Source organism: Bradyrhizobium sp. (assembly GCF_030693485.1).
Lineage (GTDB): Bacteria > Pseudomonadota > Alphaproteobacteria > Rhizobiales > Xanthobacteraceae > Bradyrhizobium.
In genome coordinates, this window is the sequence record NZ_JAUYAN010000083.1 from 1 (window position 1) to 17624 (window position 17624).

Below are 17624 nucleotides of genomic sequence, written 5' to 3' on the forward strand. Positions count from 1 at the left end.
TGGCGTAGGGCGCCTTGTTGAACAGCACGAATACCGCCTTGATCGGGCGCGCCCCGGGCTTGTCGCGAAACCGGATCAATTCGTTGATGTCGACCAGCGCGACGTCGCTGGTCCCCGCGGCGACTCGGGCGATACCGTCAACCGATCCGCTGGCGATATTGGTGCTGACCGCCAGCCCCTCCGAACCGAACAAGCCCCGGCTCGCTGCAAGCACGAACGGGGCGGCGCTGGCATCGATCGGCCGGTCGAGGGAAAACTGGATCGCGACCGGCGGTCGCGTTTCGCCCGCTGCCCCGCATTCCCAAGCGCTGGATCCAAGACCGAGCAGGCCCAGCATCAACGTCAGGAGGCAGCGAGCTGCATTGGTCGAAATTGCACGCATTGCGATTACTTCAGGCGGTCCGACGTCAGTTGCGGCGCCGGTTATGCTGGTTTCATGGCGTATCGGGCGCGGGAGGGGGCATACTGTCGCATCGAACCTGAACGGGCGATGAGTGCCACGATTTCGACACCGATCGTTCAGCTTGCATTCGGATTGGGGAACCTAATATGTGGCCAGTGGTTAGTCATCCGAGGCCTGCCAGGCCAGACGACCACGGAGGACATTGAGATGTTCGCGCGTAAAGCCTTGTTTTCATCGATCAGCCGCGCCGTTGTCGTGGCGACAGTCGCCGCGCTGGCGGTGACCGCGTTCGAGCCGTCAACGGCGCGCGCCGAATCCGCCCCCGTTTCCGCCCCCGCTGGCCAGGGCCTTTCGACGGCTGCGACCAGCCACGCCTCCGACTTTAGCTCCCAGCGCCGGCGTTATCGTCGCGGCGGTAACGCTGCAGCGGCGGCTGCTATTGCAGGTATTGTCGGCACCGGCATTGCAATCGCTGCGACCCAGAACCGCCGGCACTATTACTATGACAACGGCCCGCGCTATTACGGCGGTGGCCCGGTCTACTACGGTGGCGGCCAGCAATATTATCGCAGCCAGCCTTACTACGGCGGCGGCCATTATCGAGGCGGTTATCCCAGCAACCACTACGGCCGCGGCGGCGCCTTCGACACCCTGACGCCCCATCACAACTGGTAACCGTCGACTTTCGGGACGAATTTGATCCGCCGGCGCCTTTAAAGATGCCAGCGGATTGTTTGCCTGATGCGCCCAGGGAAGCTGCCAAGGGCCTGATGGTTAGCTATACCAGGCCTGTCAGGCCCATTGATCACGGAGGACATCGAGATGCTCGTGCGTAAGACTTTGCTTTCATCGATCGGCCGCGCCGCTGTCGCGGCGACGGTCGCGGCCGTGGCGTTGACCGCGTTCGAGCCATCAACGGCTCGTGCCGGATCCTTGCCCGCAGGCCAGGGCCTGTCGACGGCCGCCGCCAGCGACAGCACCGACTTCAGCGCCCAGCGCCGGCGTTATCACCGCGGCGGCGGTGGCGCCGCTGCGGCGGCCGCCTTCGCCGGTATCGTCGGCACCGGTATCGCTATCGCCGCGGCCCAAAACCACCGGGGCTATTACTATGGCGGTGGGCCGGCCTATTACGGCGCTGGCCCGGTCTATTATGGGGGCGGCGATCCCTATTATGGAAGTCAGCCCTATTACGGCGGCGGCTATTACGGCGGCGGATATTATGGCTCGAAGGCGGGCGTACCCCGCTTCAACGGTCACCCGATCGCCAGCTGGTAAGCGTCGGCTTCCGAACTGAATTTGATCCGCCGGCAGCTTAATGATGCCGGCGGATTTTTCTTGTGTGGGCGCGGGCAGGAAACCGGCCGTTAACACGCTTTCCATCGGTTTCGACTAGGTTCGGAGGATGGGTGATTCGCTCGAACGGCTTTATCTGGCTGTCGTCGCGGCCAAGGATCTCGATCCGGCCACGTCGCGAACCGCACGGCTGTTTCAGCGTGGCCCGGCCAAGATGGCCAAAAAACTGGCGGAAGAAGCCATCGAGGTCGTGATCGATGCCGTCAACGGCAATTCCGATGCGGTGGTCCGCGAGAGCGCCGATCTGCTCTACAATCTCACCGTCTTGTGGGCTTCGGCCGGCGTGCGGCCCGAGGACGTCTGGCGCGAGATGGAGCGGCGCGAGCATCTGCTTGGAATCGCGGAGAAGCTGCCGAAATCGTCGCCCAAGATGTCCAAGCGAACCGCCACGACCACCGCGCCCACAGCCGCGTCCGCAGCGGTCCGGCGACGAATTGTCGCGCTTGAGGGCCGTAGCCTGCGAAAGCGGCACTGAACCTCCCAAAATTCCCGCATTTGGCGGCATGGACAAATTCGCTCCATGGTGGTTCATCGCGCCATGCTGAGACGAATTTACGATTGGTGCATCGAGTCCGCCCACAAGCCCTATTCGGTCTGGATCATGGGCGCGGTGTCGTTCGCGGAAAGCTCGTTCTTTCCGGTGCCGCCAGATGTGATGCTGATCCCGATGGCGCTGGCGCGGCCGGAGCGGGCCTGGTTCTATGCCATGGTCTGCACCGTGACTTCGGTGCTGGGCGGCATCGTCGGCTATGCCATCGGCGCGCTGCTCTATGATTCGCTCGGGCAATGGCTGATCCAGATTTACGGTCTCAGCGGCAAGGTCGAGGCATTCCGCGCCTCCTATGCCGAATGGGGCGCCGTGATCATCATCGGCAAGGGCCTGACGCCGATTCCCTACAAGCTGGTGACGATCACCTCGGGCTTTGCCGATTACAACATCTGGCTGTTTATCCTGTGCTCGATCATCGCCCGCGGCGGCCGCTTCTTTTTCGTCGCCATCCTGCTCAACCGCTACGGCGAATGGATCCGGATGCAGATCGAGAAGCGTCTGGGACTGTGGGTGGCGCTCGGTGCCGTCGTGCTGGTGCTAGGGTTTGTGGTCGCATTCAAGTTGATCTGATACCTCGTCCACCCCGTCTTGAAATGCTTTGCCGCTCCACGGCTTCGGGTTACGCTTCGGGCATGCACGATTCACCCGGCAACTTTCCCGCGCTGTTCAGGACGCGGGTCGCGACTGCAGGCGCGGCGCTGTCGATATTCGCGCTGGCCAGCACCGCGGCGTGGCCGCAGGCGTCGCCGCCGCCGTCGCTCGGCGTCCAGTCGCCGGCCCAGCCATCGGTGCCGGACCGGCCCCAGCCGCCTGCCCCGCAGCAGAATGAGCCTGCCCCGCCATCGCCGCCGGAGAATCCGGGCCTGATCAACGAACTCGGAAAATTGTGGGAAAAATCCAAATCCATCCTGCCCACCCTGAAGAGCCCGCAGGAGGCCATCGAGGATTTGAATACGCGCGCCAGGGATGTCACCAGGGATGCTGGCGATAGCCTGTCGCGCATCGCCAAGCCTTCCCTGATGGTGACCGGGCGGATGGCCTGCCCGGTTTCGGCCAATGGCGCGCCGGACTGCAAGGCCGGCGCCGACAAGCTGTGCCAGAGCAAGGGCCATCAGGAAGGCAAGAGCCTCGATACCGACGCCGCCGAAAAATGCTCGGCCAAGGCGTACCTGCCGGGCCGAAAGCGCGAGCCGGGCGACTGCCGGACCGAGAATTACGTCACCCGCGCGCTGTGCCAGTAACGTCGAAACGTAGCGTCAAAACGCAATACTTGACACTGGAAAGATTGCCTTGTTGGGTTGAGATCGACCGCGCTTAACCAAGAGGATTTTTCGAATGTCCATGCCTGCTCTGTTCAAGGGCCGTCTGTCGATTCCGGTGATCGGTGCGCCGCTGTTCATCATTTCGGTGCCCGATCTCGTGATCGCGCAGTGCAAGGCGGGGATCGTCGGATCGTTCCCGTCGCTGAACGCGCGCCCGCCGGCCCTGCTCGACGAGTGGCTGGTCCGGATCAAGGAAGAACTGGCCGCGCATGACAAGGCGCATCCCGAGCGGCTGTCGGCGCCGTTCGCGGTGAACCAGATCGTGCATAAATCGAACAACCGGCTCGATCAGGATCTGGCGCTTTGCGAGAAGCACAAGGTGCCGATGATCATCACCTCGCTCGGCGCCCGTGAAGAACTCAACCAGGCCGCTCATCGCTGGGGCGGCATCGTGTTTCACGACGTGATCAACCAGAAGTTCGCGCACAAGGCGGTCGAGAAGGGCGCCGACGGCCTGATCCTGGTCTCCGCCGGCGCCGGCGGCCATGCCGGCGAGATCTCGCCCCTGGCCTTCGTGGCCGAGACCCGGCAATGGTTCGACGGACCGATCGCGCTGTCGGGTGCGATCGGCAATGGCCGCGCCATCCGCGCGGCGCGGATTCTCGGCGCCGACTTTGCCTATATCGGCTCCGCCTTCATCGCTACCAAGGAGGCCAATGCGGTAGAGGCTTACAAGCAGATGGTCACGACGTCGTCGGCCGAAGACATCGTCTATTCCAATTTGTTCACCGGCGTGCACGGCAATTACCTGAAGCCGTCGATCGTCGCGGCCGGCATGGACCCGGACAATCTTCCGGAGTCGGATCCCTCCAAGATGAGCTTCGGCACCGACGCCTCGGGCGAGCGCGCCAAGCCGAAAGCCTGGAAGGAAATCTGGGGCTCGGGGCAGGGCGTCGGCAGCGTCGGCAAGATCGTCCCCGCCGCCGAATTGATCGCGCGGTTCAAGAAGGAATACGACGAGGCGATCGATCCGCCGCTGTGATGCGGTGGCTTCGTTTGTCCCCGCACCATTGACCGCGACCGGCAATCGCGCAGGTATCATTCAAGCTCGATCGGCTGATACTTCCCGTTTTCATCCAGCGCCGTCCCCCAGACCTTTTGCGAAGCCTGGTGCTCAGCGCGGCCAAAACTGAGAGAGGTTCCGAGACCCAGGTCGAGGTTACGCATCGTCTCCAGGGTATCGATGAGTTTCTCGGTATCGAGCTGCGGTCCGGTACGTTTGAGAGCCTGGATCAGGATGTTTGCCGCAACATAGCCCTCAAGCGACACGTAGTCCGGCGACTCGCCGGGGAAATACTTGGCAAGCGCATTCTTGTATTCGAGAACCGCGCTCGAATAGCCGGAAACCGCCGGCACCACCTGGGTCACCACGACGCCGGCGGCATAGCGCGTGCCCAACAGCAGCAGTTCATCGGCAAGGGCGGTGCTGCCCACGAACGACACGTTGGTGTAGATCATCTGAGGATAGAGGTCGCGGGTCTTTTCAATGAATTTTGCGGCGGCTCGATAACTTGCCACCATGACCACCGCCTTGATCGGCGTCTTCTGCGCCTTAAGCTGATTGACCGCATCATCCACATCCACGGTGTTACGCTTGTAATTGAGCCGCACTATCGTGCTGTCATTGGCTCCGAGCGCGCGAAATGCCTTGGCAACGCCGACGAATCCCGCGTCCCCGTAGGAGTCCTGCTGCGCGAAAACGGCGATCTGCGCGGGCCGCAGCCGGCGCAGTTTCACCAGATAGCGCACCACGGCATCGGTTTCCTGCACGTAGCTCGCACGATAGTTGAATACATAGCGATCGGGTGGATCGTTTCGGAGCAGACCCGCGCCGGTGAAGGCGCCGAAGAACAGCATCCGCCTCTCGAGTGCGTATGGAATCGCAACGGCCGCCGGGGGGGTTCCGACATTTCCAATGATGCCGAAGACCTGATCTTTCTCATAAAGCTGCTTCATGGCCTCGATGGTCCGTGTCGGCTCATAACCGTCGTCGGCCGCGATCAGCCGGAGCATCCGGCCCTCGATGCCTCCGGCGTCGTTGGTCCGGTTGAAGGCGGCATCGATCCCCAGTTTCATCTGGCGCCCAAGCTCTTTTGAAGCGCCGGAAAAGGCAGCTGCGATCCCGAACCGGATTTCCCGGTCGGTGATTCCGCGCTGGGGCGGGCTTGTGGGGACCGGCGCGGTTGAAGTGGCGGCGACCGCGGATGACGGTCCGAGAGCGGCCGCAAGGCTCGGCGCGGCGATCGAGCGTTCGAGGTCCGCAAGCTGGCGGTCGGCCAACTTACAATCGCTCTGCCCTGAAGTCACGGCGTTGCGGCCTTCCGCCACACTGCGATCGAGAATCTGGGTGAGGTTGGCCCGCTCCGCCTCGCTGGACGAGGCTTCCCTGATCACGGCCGCGAACTTGTCGACGATCGCCTGGATCCGGGGCCGTGCGATGTCCCGGCACGCTAGCGCCGAGCCGACGATGGGTCCGACGCGGCTTGCCAGGTCGCGAACGACTTCGGCGTTGCTGCCAGGCGCCGCGGCGGCGGCGCCTGCGAACAAGATGCTGATCAACAGCGCTATCCAGGGAGGGTGTCGCACGCTCCGCGAGACCGTGGTCATGTTGGACCCATCATCAGGCAGCATCGTCACCCTCCCCTGCTTGTGTTGTTGATCAAGGCGCTTGGCTTGGTGCCGGCTTCTGGCGCCACTGGACAAATTGTTGAAGCAGTCGTTCGGATTGCTCGCGCGTCACCACGGTCGAAGAATTTTGGGTAGACGCCAGAATCGTCTGAAACTCCGCAGTCGCGGGTTTCAGCCCATCGTCTTTGGCGCTTGGCTGGATAGCCGCCTTTACCGACTGGACCATGCCGGAGAGGGTTCCGTTGTCGGGTTGCCGGGCCGCGGGAATCATGATCACGAAGAACAGTGCCACGATGGCCGAAACGCCGATGGCGGCCGCGAAGCGGCCGGCGACGCTGAAGAGCGCCTTGCGCCGATCCAGTTCGCTCGCCAACCCCGGCGGTTCGTGGATGACTTCGGGGTCGAGCGAGTGCCACAGGGCATTGGAAACAGAGTTCTCGAGCTGGGTATCGAGAGAGGCCGGCGGCGAGGTCGGAGGTCTCGGGGATTCGGATCCTGTTTCCTTCGACAGCGGTGGCCAAGACTCCGGTCTTTCGCGCAACCAGCGCGGTGCATAGTACTCGGGATCGTTGGGGCTGAGACGGTCGTGGTCACTCAAACTACTCATTACGCTACTCCTCATTACGATAACGCTTGGGAATGGCACCGCGGGCGCTGGCGCCACGGGAACTGAACAGTGGAGGTTTTTTCTGGCACGATTGGACGATCGAACTGAACAAGATGATAAGTTCGGTCCTGGAATTTGAATCAAAGATGCAGACGCGATATCTGCATCATCCGCTTCGTTCCTCAGCCGGCGATTGAAATCGCGCGACCGCGCCGTTCCCACCCCTTCCATTGCCTTTGTCCCCGGCAAATATCCGTCGTGAACGACGGCGGAAATGACCTGCCGGCAATTGCGCCGGCGAAGTCACTGGGATGTGATGGAACTGGGGCGAGACATTATTAGGTCCGAACCTCGACTGAATTGAGGTTAGTTTTTGCCGATCAACAGCTTTCGGCGTAACCGCGAAATCGTGCGAAGATCATTGGTAGCAGGCATTAACCGCAGCTATCGAAGGCGCGGGACGGCCACAAACTCGACAAAATAAGCCCACGGTTGCCGGATGCCGAATTGCAACGTTGGCCTATGAGAAGGGCGGGAATGGCTTCAACACGATGTGACCGGGCGGCTTGTCGCCGAATAACCGGGGCCGTTAACGAACCGTTAACCAAGACCGCCGATCCTTAACCATTCGATAAGAAAGGCGAGTCGATACCCCATGAACGCAGTAGCGGAGTCAACGCGACAACTGGTTCGCCTGCGGGGGCGCTCATACGTGGCGTTCGTGTTTTGCCCCGTAGTGCCGATCGCGGGCTGGCTCGAAGAACTGGACGCCACGATCGCGCGCTCGCCCGGTTTTTTTGTCGGCAAGCCGGTGGTGCTTGATCTCTCCGCGCTCAACCTCAGTCAATCCGCGATCGCGCATCTCGTCGCGAGCCTGGAGCAGCGGAACATCCGAGTGCTCGGGATCGAAGGCGTCGACGCGGGGCAGGCGGCTAAGAGCCTGCCGCCCCTGCTCACGGGCGGGCGCCACTGCCTGGTCAAGCAGAGCGAAGCCGAGAAGCCACAAGCCAAACCGAAATCGACCTCTCTACTGCTCGAAACCCCGGTGCGTTCCGGCCAGTCGGTAGTGTTCATCGAAGGCGACGTGACCGTTCTGGGTTCGGTCGGCTCCGGCGCGGAAATCGTCGCCGGTGGCTCGATCCACATCTACGGGACGCTTCGCGGGCGGGCGATGGCGGGAGTCAATGGCAACGCAACCGCGCGCATTTTTTGCCAGAAGATCGAGGCAGAACTGCTGGCCATCGACGGCTACTACCAGACTGCCGAAGAAATCGACACCTCTCTGCGCCATCGACCAGCCCAGGCGTGGCTGGAAGGCGACGCCATGAGAATCACAGCGCTGCATTAACCGGTTAAGGGAGCAAAGAATGGCCAAGGTACTGGTCGTGACGTCCGGCAAGGGCGGCGTCGGAAAAACCACATCGACGGCCGCGCTCGGCGCGGCGCTGGCGCAATTGGGCGAGAAGGTGGTGGTGGTCGATTTCGACGTCGGCCTGCGCAACCTCGACCTCGTGCTGGGGGCTGAACGGCGGGTCGTGTTCGACCTCATCAATGTGGTGCAGGGCGTTGCCAAGCTCTCGCAGGCCCTGATCCGCGACAAGCGCCTTGAGAATCTGTGGCTGCTTCCCGCGTCCCAGACCAGGGACAAGGACGCGCTGACGGACGAGGGCGTCGGCGGCATTATCGCCGATCTGCGCACCCGGTTCGACTGGATCCTCTGTGACAGCCCGGCGGGAATCGAACGCGGCGCGACGCTGGCGATGCGCTACGCCGATGAGGCCGTCATCGTCACGAATCCCGAAGTCTCCTCGGTGCGCGATTCCGACCGGATCATCGGCATGCTCGACTCGAAGACCGTCAGGGCCGAAAGAGGCGAGCGGGTGGAGAAGCATGTGCTGATAACGCGGTACGATTCGGGGCGAGCCGCGCGCGGCGAAATGCTCAGCATCGATGACATTCTCGAGATCCTCGCGACGCCGCTGCTCGGGATCATTCCGGAAAGCCAGGACGTGCTGCGGGCGTCGAACGTCGGATCGCCTGTGACGCTGAACAACGCCGCCAGCGCGCCGGCTCGCGCCTATGTCGACGCGGCGCGGCGTCTGATGGGCGAAACCATCACCATGGTGGTGCCGACCGAGCGCAAGGGCCTGATGGACCGGCTGCTGGGACGGAGGGCAGCATGATGAATCTGCTGCGGCTTCTCGGTGGCCGTACTGCTTCCGCGCCTGTCGCACGGGAACGGCTGCAGATTTTGCTCGCCCATGAACGCGGTATGCGCAGCCAGCCGGAACTGCTGGGCTTGCTGCGGGCCGAGATTCTTGCCGTTGTTTCGCGGCACGTCGTGCTTGATCCGGAAAAGGTCATCGTCAAAATGGAGCGCGGCAAACACGTATCGACGCTTGAGGTCGATATCGAAGTGCCCAACGGCTTTGAGAGGTCCGTGGCGGTCGCCGGTTGACCATCGGTCGCACCCTTCGCGCCGTCGTCGATCATCCGGGCGCGTTCGGCGCGGATCGCGCGGGCGCGTCGTGCTTGGTTTCTGCGGGGCCGGACGGGCGGTCGCACGCCTCGCCACGCCTGGAACCCGGCGGAAAACGGAATTGATTTGATGGACGCCATTTTTCGCGTGGACGGCAATCGCGTCCTCACCAGTCCGAATGCAGCCGGGCCATGGGATCCCGGCATGCAGCACGGCTCGGCGCCGGCGTCGCTGGTGGTGTGGGCGGCCGAGGCGATTGCGACGCCGGTGCCGATGCAAATCGCGCGCGTCACCATCGACCTGATGCGCCCGGTGCCGGTGGCGCCGCTGACGCTTGAGACCGAGGTGCTGCGGGAAGGGCGCAAGATCCAGCTGTGCGCCATCCGTCTGCGCGCCGGCGATGCCGTCGTGGTCGGCGCCACCGTGCTCAAGATCAAGAGCCAGACGCTGGCGCTGCCGCCGGAGGTTCGGGACTTGCCGGTCGAATGGCCGGGGCCGGATCAATCGCGCGTCGAGCCGGCGAATTTTTCATCGAGCCCGTTCGTATCGGGCATGTCGCTGCGCGCCGCCCGCGGCAGTTTCGGCGTGCCCGGTCCCGGCGCGATCTGGTACCGCGCCGACCGGCCGTTGGTCGAGGGTTCGCCGGTGTCGCAGGCGATGCGCGCGGTGGTCGCGGCGGATTTCTGCAACGGCACTTCCGCGGTACTGGATTTCCGGCAATGGACGTTCATCAATGCCGATCTCACCGTCAGTTTTGCGCGCCAGCCGGTCGGGGAATGGATCCTGCTTGATGCGGAGTCCTGGATCGGTCCCGATGGCGCCGGCCTCGCGATGGCGCGGCTCGCGGATACCAGGGGTTATTTCGGCCGCGCCGTGCAGAGCCTGGTGATCGAGAAGCGCTAGCGATACGCGACATCGCCGGGCAGGCCTTGTCCGGTATCCAGTCGCAAACATGAAGCCCTGTCGCGCGCATGTGCGTGAACCGCCTGATTTGTTCCCGCAAAAAAAGTTCCATTGTTGGGAACGGTTGGACACTGTGGCGGTTTTTTCCCCGGTCAGGGGGTTACATGAACTCTGTTAAAATACGTGCAGACAAGGCTAAAACCGGAATCTGGGGGCTCGACAACATTCTGTCGGGCGGATTCACGCGCGGGCATGTCTTCCTTGCCGAAGGCGCCCCCGGGACCGGCAAGACCACCGTGGCGCTGCAATTCCTGCTCGAGGGCGCCAAGGCCGGCGAGAAATGCCTTTACATCACCCTGTCCGAGACCGAGCGCGAATTGCGCGACGGCGCACGCTCGCATGGCTGGTCGCTGGACGACGGTATCGAGGTGTTCGAATTGCTGCCGCCGGAAAGCCTGCTCGATTCCGAACAGCAGCAGAGCCTGCTATATTCGTCCGATCTCGAACTCGGCGAAACCACCAAGCAGATTTTCGAGGCGGTCGCGCGCACGCGGCCGGACCGGGTGGTGCTCGACAGCCTGTCCGAAATCCGCCTGCTGGCGCAAAGTTCGCTGCGCTACCGGCGGCAGATCCTTGCGATCAAGCACTACTTCGCGCAGTTCAATACCACCGTATTGCTGCTTGACGACCTCACCGCCGACGTCGCCGACAAGACCGTGCACAGCGTCGCCCATGGCGTGCTGCGGCTCGAAGAACTGGCGCCGGCCTATGGCGCGGAGCGCAGGCGCGCGCGCGTCATCAAGTATCGCGGGGTGAAATTTCGTGGCGGCTACCACGATGTCACCATCACGACCGGCGGCCTCAACGTTTTTCCGCGGCTGGTGGCGTCGGAATATCGCAGTAACTTCACCCGCAACAAGGTGTCGAGCGGCATCGCGGAATTCGACCTGTTGCTGGGCGGCGGCGTCGAAACCGGTTCGAGCACATTGATTCTCGGGCCCGCCGGCACCGGCAAATCCCTTGCCACCATCGTATTTGTCGTCGCCGCGATCAAGCGAGGCGAGAAGGCCGCGCTGTTCGTGTTCGACGAGGAACTCGGCCTGCTGTTCTCGCGCATGAAGGGCCTTGGCATCGACCTGGAGGAGATGCAGCGCAGCGGCAACCTCGTCATCGAGCAGGTCGACGCCGCGGAACTGACGCCCGGCGAGTTCGCCCACCGCGTCCGCAAGCGGGTCGATGAGGATCAGATCAAGACCGTGGTGATCGACAGCCTCAACGGCTATCAGGCGGCGATGCCCGAGGAAAATTCGCTGATCCTGCACATGCACGAATTGCTGCAATATCTGAACCGCCGGGGCGCGGCGACCTTCATGACGGTGGCGCAGCACGGGCTGGTCGGCGACATGAAGGCCCCGGTCGACGTCACCTATCTGGCCGATACCGTGATCCTGCTGCGCTACTTCGAGGCGATCGGCACCGTGCGCCGCGCGGTGTCGATCATCAAGAAGCGCACCGGCGCGCATGAATCGACCATCCGCGAATACCGCATCGACGGCCGGGGCCTCACCTTCGGCGCGCCGCTCGACGGCTTTCAGGGCGTGCTTCGCGGTGTGCCGATCTATGTCGGCGAAGGCCGGCCGCTGTTACAGGAGCAGGACTTGTGAAACCGGGAGCCTCGTCCGAGCGCGCCTTGATCCTGGCGCCGACTGGACGCGACGCGGCGGTGGCCGCGGCGCTGATCAGGGAAGCAGGTTTCTACGCCGGTGTCTGCGGCGACATTGCCGGGCTGCTTCAGGAGATCGAGCGAGGCGCCGGTCTAGCGGTGATCGCCGACGAGGCGATCAAGACCGCCGACCTGCGTGGCCTGATGCGCTGGCTCACCGATCAGCCGTCATGGTCAGATTTTCCGATCGTGCTGCTGACGCGCCAGGGCGGCGGTCCCGAGCGCAATCCGGACGCGGTTCGGCTCGGACAGGTGCTGGGCAACGTCACCTTCATCGAGCGGCCGTTTCACCCGACCACGCTGGTGAGCATCGTCGGCTCCGCCATTCGCGGCCGCCGCCGCCAGTACCAGACCCGCGCCATTCTCGCCGATCTCACCGAAAGCGAGAACCTGCTGCAGACCGCGCTCAGGGCCGGCTCCCTCGGTGCGCTCGAGTTGCATCTGCCCGGGTTCGAACTCGAGGCTTCCGACACCTGCAAGGCGTTTTTCGGTCGCAGGCCCGACGAATCGTTTTCCTACCAGGACCTGCTGGCCTCGGTTCATCCCGAAGATCGTGCGCGACGTGCCGAGGTACTTGAGCGAACGATTCTGACCGGGCGCGACTACAGCATCGAATACCGTGCGATCTGGCCCGACGGATCGCAGCATTGGATCGACGTCCGTTCGCGCGCGGTTCGCGCTCCGGACGGCAGCATCAAATCGCTGGTCGGCGTTTCCTCTGATATCACCGCGCGCAAGCTCGCCGAAATCGAGCGCGAGAACCTGCTGGCGCAGCTGGCGGCCGAGCGAACCGCGCTGGCGGAACTGACCGCCACGCTGGAACAGCGGGTCGAGCAACGCACCACCGATCTGATGAAGGAAGTCGCGGCGCGCGAAAGGGCGCAGGAGCAACTGCGCCAGGCCCAGAAGATGGAGACCATCGGCCAGCTCACCGGCGGCGTCGCGCATGATTTCAACAATCTGCTGATGGCGGTGATGGGTAACCTCGATTTGCTGCGCAAGCGCATACCCGACGATCCACGCCTGCACCGTCTGATCGACGGCGCGCTGCAGGGCGCCGAGCGCGGCGCGTCGCTGACCCAGCGCCTGCTGGCGTTCGCGCGCCAGCAGGATTTGCGCGCGGTGGCGGTGGATTTGCGCAGCCTGATCCAGGGCATGGGCGATCTGCTCGAGCGCTCGCTCGGACCGCGGGTGGCACTGCGGCTGGACATTCCCGAGGGATTGCCGCCGGCACGGATCGACGCCAACCAGCTCGAGCTGGCGATCCTGAATCTCGCCATCAACGCACGCGACGCCATGGAGGACAGCGGAACGATCGACATCCGCGTCGCCAGATACCGCGCCAGCGGCGACCCCGCATTGGAGTCCGGCGACTACCTGAAATTGTCGGTCATCGACAACGGCAAGGGCATGTCGCCGGACATTCTGAAGAAGGCGATCGAGCCGTTCTTCTCGTCGAAACCGCTGGGCAAGGGCACCGGGCTCGGGCTGTCGATGGTGCACGGCCTCGCGGTTCAGCTCGGCGGCGCGCTGCAGCTTTCCAGCACGCTGGGGAAGGGCACCACCGCGACCTTGTTGCTGCCGGTCGCCACCTCGGCGCCCGAGACGGAAGCCCCGCTGCATAGAGCGCCGAAGGTCGAGCGCTCGGCGGTGATCCTGTTTGTCGATGACGATCCGCTGATCGCGATGTCGACCACCGAAATGCTGGAAGACCTCGGCCATCACGTGATCGGCGTCAGTTCCGGCCGGCATGCGCTCGATATCCTGAGGAGCGAGCAGCCGATCGACCTGATGATGACGGACCATGTGATGCCCGGCATGACCGGGCTCGAACTGGCGGCGGCGACCCGCGAAGTGCGGCCGTCACTGCCGATCCTGCTCGCCACCGGCTATGCCGAATTGCCCGAGGGCTCCCAGCTCGATCTGCCGCGGCTGGCAAAGCCCTATCACCAGGACCAGCTGCGCGATCGGCTCGATCAGATGCTGGGGTGAAGTCGCATAGATGAATTCCCGGCCGCAATGGCCTTGGAGCGCTTTGTTCTTGCTCCGCAAAGGGTCGACCTGAAATTGCACGCGGGGATATTGACGGAAGCAGTGGCTGTGCCATTCGCATGTAACCATTGAAGGGTACACGAACCGAGATGACCAAAAGAGCGCTCTTGATCATCAATGGAAACAGCCGCAGCGGAAGCGATTCTCACACTGAAGTCATTGAAGGGCTCAGAAGACTCGGGATCGATCCCATCCACAAGGAGTGCGACAGCCGGGAAGAGCTGTCGCCGCTGATTGTGAGGGAGGGCGCGCATGCTGACATGGTTATCATCGGCGGCGGTGACGGCACCTTGAATGCAGCCGCAGCCGGCCTGGCCGAGATCAAGCGTCCCCTGGGCATATTGCCGCTCGGTACCGCCAACGACCTGGCTCGGACGCTGGGAATACCGCCTGACCTGGAGTCTGCCCTCGACATCATCGGCGGCGGCAGGGTCCGGTCAATCGACGTCGGCATCGTCAACGGCGTGATGTTCTTCAATGTCGCCAGTGTTGGCCTCAGCGCCGAGCTGGCCGAGAAATTGACGGCCGAGACCAAACGACGTTTCGGCAAGCTCGGTTACGCCCTTACGGCGCTTCGCGTCCTTGCAGGCGCCCGCCCGTTCCGTGCGGACATTATCAGTAAAGGCCGACGAAACCGCTCGCTGACGCTCCAGATCGCCGTCGGCAATGGACGTTACTACGGCGGCGGAAACGTCGTCGAAAAGAATGCCGAGATCGACGACGAAAGTCTCAGATTATACAGTCTGGAGTTCGTCAATACCTGGCGAATGATCTTGATGCTTCGCTCATTCCGCACCGGAGAGCACGGCGCCCTGGATGAGGTCCGCACCCTGCGCGCCGGCCGTTTCGAGATCCGGACCCGGCGGCCTCGACCTGTAAATGCGGACGGCGAGATCGTCACCCAAACGCCCGCCGTGTTCAGCGTGTCGCCGAAAGCCATCGAAGTGATCGTGCCCGGGGAAAGCTGACCTGTGCCCGGCCCGGTTGCTTCCGCGCGGCACTTGTTGCATGTCGGCTTGCATGCCGGCCCGATTTCCCTGCGTTGACGTCCCGCTATCCCACCATCCGGTCCCGGCCCGCCCAGAAGCCCGCTTTCAGCACCTTCTTGTCGACCTTGCCGACCCCGGTCATCGGCAGCTCCGTGACGAACTTGATGTGCTTGGGCGCATGCGCCGCGCCCTTGCGCGCCTTCACCAGGGCGATCAGCTCATCTGCGTTCGGCCTGGCGCCTTCGCGCGCGACCACCACCGCCGTGACCGCCTCGCCCCATTTGTCGTCGGGTACGCCGACCACGGCGACCATCGCGACATCGGCATGTTGCGACAGCACGTCCTCGATCTCGCGCGGAAAGATATTGAACCCGCCGGAGACGATCATGTCCTTCTTGCGGTCGAGGATGAACAAATAGCCGCGCTCGTCTGCGCGGGCGATGTCGCCGGTATGCAGCCAGCCGTTCTTCAGGGTTTCGGCGGTTTGTTCCGGCCGCTTCCAGTACTCGGCCATCACATGCGGGGCGCGCACGCAGATCTCGCCGGCTTCGCCGGTCGCGACTTCCCTGTCGTTGTCGTCGAGTACCCTGATCTCGCAGGCCGAAATCGGAAAGCCGCAGGAAGTGAACAGCTCCGGCGTCTTCGGATCGTGGTCGGCCTTGCGCAGCACCGACATCGGATAGCATTCGGTCTGTCCGTAAAGCTGCGAAAACACCGGCCCGATTCGCTCTATACCTTCCACCAGCCGGCTCGGCGACATCGCCGATGCGCCATAGAGCAACAGTTCGAGCGAGGAAAGGTCGGTCTTGTCGAGCGCGGGGTGATCCAGCAACACGTAGATCATGGTCGGCACCAGCAGGGTAAAATTGATGCGCTCGCGGGCAATCGTCTTGAGCACCGTTTCGGGATCAAAACCCTTCACCAGGTGCACAGTGCCGCCGCGCATCAGCGTCGGCAGCACCTTGGTGCCGGCGACGTGGCTGATCGGCGCCACCGTCAGATAGCTCGGCGTATCCGGGATCTCGAAATCGGCCAGGATGGCGTTGGCAAAACCGGCATATTCGCGATGGTAGCGCAGCGCGCCCTTTGACCTGCCGGTGGTGCCGCCGGTGTAGTTCAGCGTGGCGATGTCGTCGGGAACGGCAAAGTTGCGCGGGCTGGCGTTCCCGGCGGCCTCGACCGCGGCCAGCAGGTCGGTGCCGTAGCTGGCCGGGCCGAGCGTGAACACGTGTTTCAGGTTGGAGGCTCTTGCCGCGAGGTCGCCGCCGCGATCGCGGAACGTATCGGCGTCGACCACCAGCACCTGGGTTTCGGAATCCTCGAGCTGGAACGACTGGTCGTCGAGCGAGCCCAGCGGATGCAGCGAGGTGACCGACAGCCGCGCCAGTTGCGCGGCGACGCCGCTGCACCAGCTGTCGACGCGGTTGGCGGACAACAGCGCGACCCGCGAGCCAGGCTGCAGTCCGAGCTGCATGAACACCTTTTGAATGCGGCCGATCAGATCGCCGGCGCCGGCATAGCTGAGCGATCCGCCCGACCAGGAGAACGCCGTGCGCTGGGGATAGCGCGCCAGCGCACGCAGCGTCTGCGCGCAGGCGGGCGGAAGGGCATAGAGCGGATCGGACATGTTTCCTCCGGCGTTTTGTCACTGGCTTTGACGCCTGCTTTGTCTTGGGCGTTCGCTCGTGCCAGTGTTGGGAAAACGCTAGCATCAGTGCGGAAGCGGGGACAATGACTTTGAAACAGACTGATCTTCTCGCGCGCTTTCAGGGCCGCCTCAGCCTGCCGCTGATCGCGGCGCCGATGTTTCTGGTGTCCGGCGTCGAGCTGGTGGCGGCGGCCTGCCGCAACGGCGTGATCGGCTCGTTTCCGACGGTGAACTGCCGCAGCCCCGAACAGCTCGATGGCTGGCTCAACGATATCGAGGACCGGCTGCGCCTTCATTCCGATGCAACGGGAAAGCCCGCGGCGCCGATCTGTCCGAACCTGATCGTGCACCGCTCCAACGCGCGGCTCGATGCCGATCTGCAGGTGCTGCTGCGGCACCGGCCCGAACTCGTCATCACTTCGGTCGGCTCGCCGGCGCCGGTGCTGGCGGCGTTGCACGATGCCGGCGCGCTGGTTTTCGCCGACGTCGCCAGTATCCGTCATGCCGAGCGCGCGGCGGCATCGGGCGCCGACGGGCTGGTGCTGCTGACGGCGGGGGCGGGTGGCCAGACCGGCTGGCTCAACCCCTTCGTGTTCGTCCGTGCGGTGCGCGCCTTCTTCGATGGCCCGATCGTGCTGGCCGGCGGCATCGGCGACGGCCATGCGCTGCGCGCCGCGCAGGCGCTGGGCTGCGACCTCGCCTATATGGGCACCAAGTTCATCGCCACCGCCGAGAGCATGGCCGACCCCAGGTACAAGGCGATGCTGGTCGCCAGCAGCGCCGACGATATTCTGCTGACCACCGCCTTCACCGGCCTGCAGACCAACATGCTGCGGCCGTCGATTGCCGCCGCCGGCCTCGACCCTGAAAACCTGCCGCCGCGCGGCGCGATCGACATCGGCAAGGACATCGACATCGGCGCCCGCGAAAACCGCCCGGCGCGCTGGCGCGATATCTGGAGCGCGGG

General features: G+C 63.8%; 18 protein-coding genes. 14 read left to right on the forward strand and 4 right to left on the reverse strand.

Going from position 1 to position 17624, the window contains the following annotated elements; genetic code table 11:
• The coding region (locus Q8N40_RS06240; protein WP_305711192.1) for an ABC transporter substrate-binding protein at nt 1-382 on the reverse strand (382 nt) is incomplete at its 3' end.
• A 228-nt stretch (nt 383-610) separates the two neighbouring features.
• Between Q8N40_RS06240 and Q8N40_RS06245 the strand changes: the two genes are divergently transcribed.
• From Q8N40_RS06245 to Q8N40_RS06270, 6 genes are all read left to right on the forward strand, one after another.
• Nucleotides 611-1078: a hypothetical protein gene (locus Q8N40_RS06245; RefSeq protein ID WP_305711193.1), complete on the forward strand. Its 468-nt coding sequence runs from the start codon at nt 611-613 to the stop codon at nt 1076-1078.
• Nucleotides 1079-1225: 147 nt separating this feature from the next.
• A complete protein-coding gene (locus Q8N40_RS06250; RefSeq protein WP_305711194.1) occupies nt 1226-1678 on the forward strand; it encodes a hypothetical protein in 453 nt (150 codons plus the stop codon).
• A gap of 127 nt (nt 1679-1805) precedes the next feature.
• On the forward strand, nt 1806-2231 hold the full coding sequence (gene hisE / locus Q8N40_RS06255) for a phosphoribosyl-ATP diphosphatase (protein ID WP_305322441.1): 426 nt from the start codon (nt 1806-1808) through the stop codon (nt 2229-2231).
• A gap of 45 nt (nt 2232-2276) precedes the next feature.
• A complete protein-coding gene (locus Q8N40_RS06260; RefSeq protein ID WP_305322442.1) occupies nt 2277-2876 on the forward strand; it encodes a YqaA family protein in 600 nt (199 codons plus the stop codon).
• Between the two features lie 62 nt (nt 2877-2938).
• Nucleotides 2939-3547, forward strand: a complete 609-nt coding sequence (locus Q8N40_RS06265; protein ID WP_305711195.1) for a hypothetical protein — start codon at nt 2939-2941, stop codon at nt 3545-3547.
• A gap of 94 nt (nt 3548-3641) precedes the next feature.
• Nucleotides 3642-4610, forward strand: coding sequence for a nitronate monooxygenase family protein (locus Q8N40_RS06270; protein ID WP_305711196.1), 969 nt, complete (start codon nt 3642-3644; stop codon nt 4608-4610).
• 56 nt (nt 4611-4666) lie between these two features.
• Here the strand turns inward: Q8N40_RS06270 and Q8N40_RS06275 are convergent, their stop codons facing one another.
• Together Q8N40_RS06275 and Q8N40_RS06280 are read right to left on the reverse strand one after the other, a co-directional pair.
• Nucleotides 4667-6235, reverse strand: coding sequence for an ABC transporter substrate-binding protein (locus Q8N40_RS06275; RefSeq protein ID WP_305322217.1), 1569 nt, complete (start codon nt 6233-6235; stop codon nt 4667-4669).
• A 52-nt stretch (nt 6236-6287) separates the two neighbouring features.
• The gene (locus Q8N40_RS06280; RefSeq protein ID WP_305711197.1) at nt 6288-6863 is read right to left on the reverse strand and encodes a hypothetical protein; all 576 of its coding nucleotides are present in this window, start codon (nt 6861-6863) and stop codon (nt 6288-6290) included.
• Between the two features lie 655 nt (nt 6864-7518).
• On the opposite strand from Q8N40_RS06280, the gene minC reads away from it, so the two are divergent.
• The 7 genes from minC to Q8N40_RS06315 all read left to right on the forward strand — a co-directional run bounded on the left by minC (nt 7519) and on the right by Q8N40_RS06315 (nt 14988).
• On the forward strand, nt 7519-8211 hold the full coding sequence (gene minC / locus Q8N40_RS06285) for a septum site-determining protein MinC (protein ID WP_305711198.1): 693 nt from the start codon (nt 7519-7521) through the stop codon (nt 8209-8211).
• 19 nt (nt 8212-8230) lie between these two features.
• Complete coding sequence (minD, locus tag Q8N40_RS06290) at nt 8231-9046, forward strand: septum site-determining protein MinD (protein WP_305322213.1); 816 nt, start codon at nt 8231-8233, stop codon at nt 9044-9046.
• Nucleotides 9046-9321, forward strand: coding sequence for a cell division topological specificity factor MinE (minE, locus tag Q8N40_RS06295; RefSeq protein ID WP_305322218.1), 276 nt, complete (start codon nt 9046-9048; stop codon nt 9319-9321). Before minD ends, minE begins: the two co-directional genes overlap by 1 nt.
• Before the next feature lie 150 nt (nt 9322-9471).
• A complete protein-coding gene (locus Q8N40_RS06300; protein ID WP_305711199.1) occupies nt 9472-10245 on the forward strand; it encodes a thioesterase family protein in 774 nt (257 codons plus the stop codon).
• Nucleotides 10246-10409: 164 nt separating this feature from the next.
• Entirely contained in the window at nt 10410-11909 is a 1500-nt protein-coding gene (locus Q8N40_RS06305; RefSeq protein WP_305711200.1) for an ATPase domain-containing protein, read from the forward strand.
• On the forward strand, nt 11906-13960 hold the full coding sequence (locus tag Q8N40_RS06310) for a hybrid sensor histidine kinase/response regulator (protein WP_305711201.1): 2055 nt from the start codon (nt 11906-11908) through the stop codon (nt 13958-13960). The genes Q8N40_RS06305 and Q8N40_RS06310 overlap by 4 nt, the downstream gene beginning before the upstream one ends.
• A 149-nt stretch (nt 13961-14109) precedes the next feature.
• Nucleotides 14110-14988 carry a lipid kinase gene (locus Q8N40_RS06315; protein WP_305711202.1) on the forward strand — a complete coding sequence of 293 codons (879 nt, stop codon included), beginning with the start codon at nt 14110-14112 and terminating at the stop codon, nt 14986-14988.
• An 85-nt stretch (nt 14989-15073) separates the two neighbouring features.
• On the opposite strand, the gene Q8N40_RS06320 is transcribed toward Q8N40_RS06315, so the two are convergent.
• Nucleotides 15074-16636 (reverse strand): AMP-binding protein, encoded by a 1563-nt coding sequence (locus Q8N40_RS06320; RefSeq protein ID WP_305711203.1) that lies wholly within the window; start codon nt 16634-16636, stop codon nt 15074-15076.
• A 104-nt stretch (nt 16637-16740) separates the two neighbouring features.
• Here Q8N40_RS06320 and Q8N40_RS06325 point away from each other — a divergent pair.
• Nucleotides 16741-17624, forward strand: an 884-nt coding sequence (locus tag Q8N40_RS06325; protein WP_305711204.1) for a nitronate monooxygenase family protein, incomplete at its 3' end; no start/stop codon positions are given.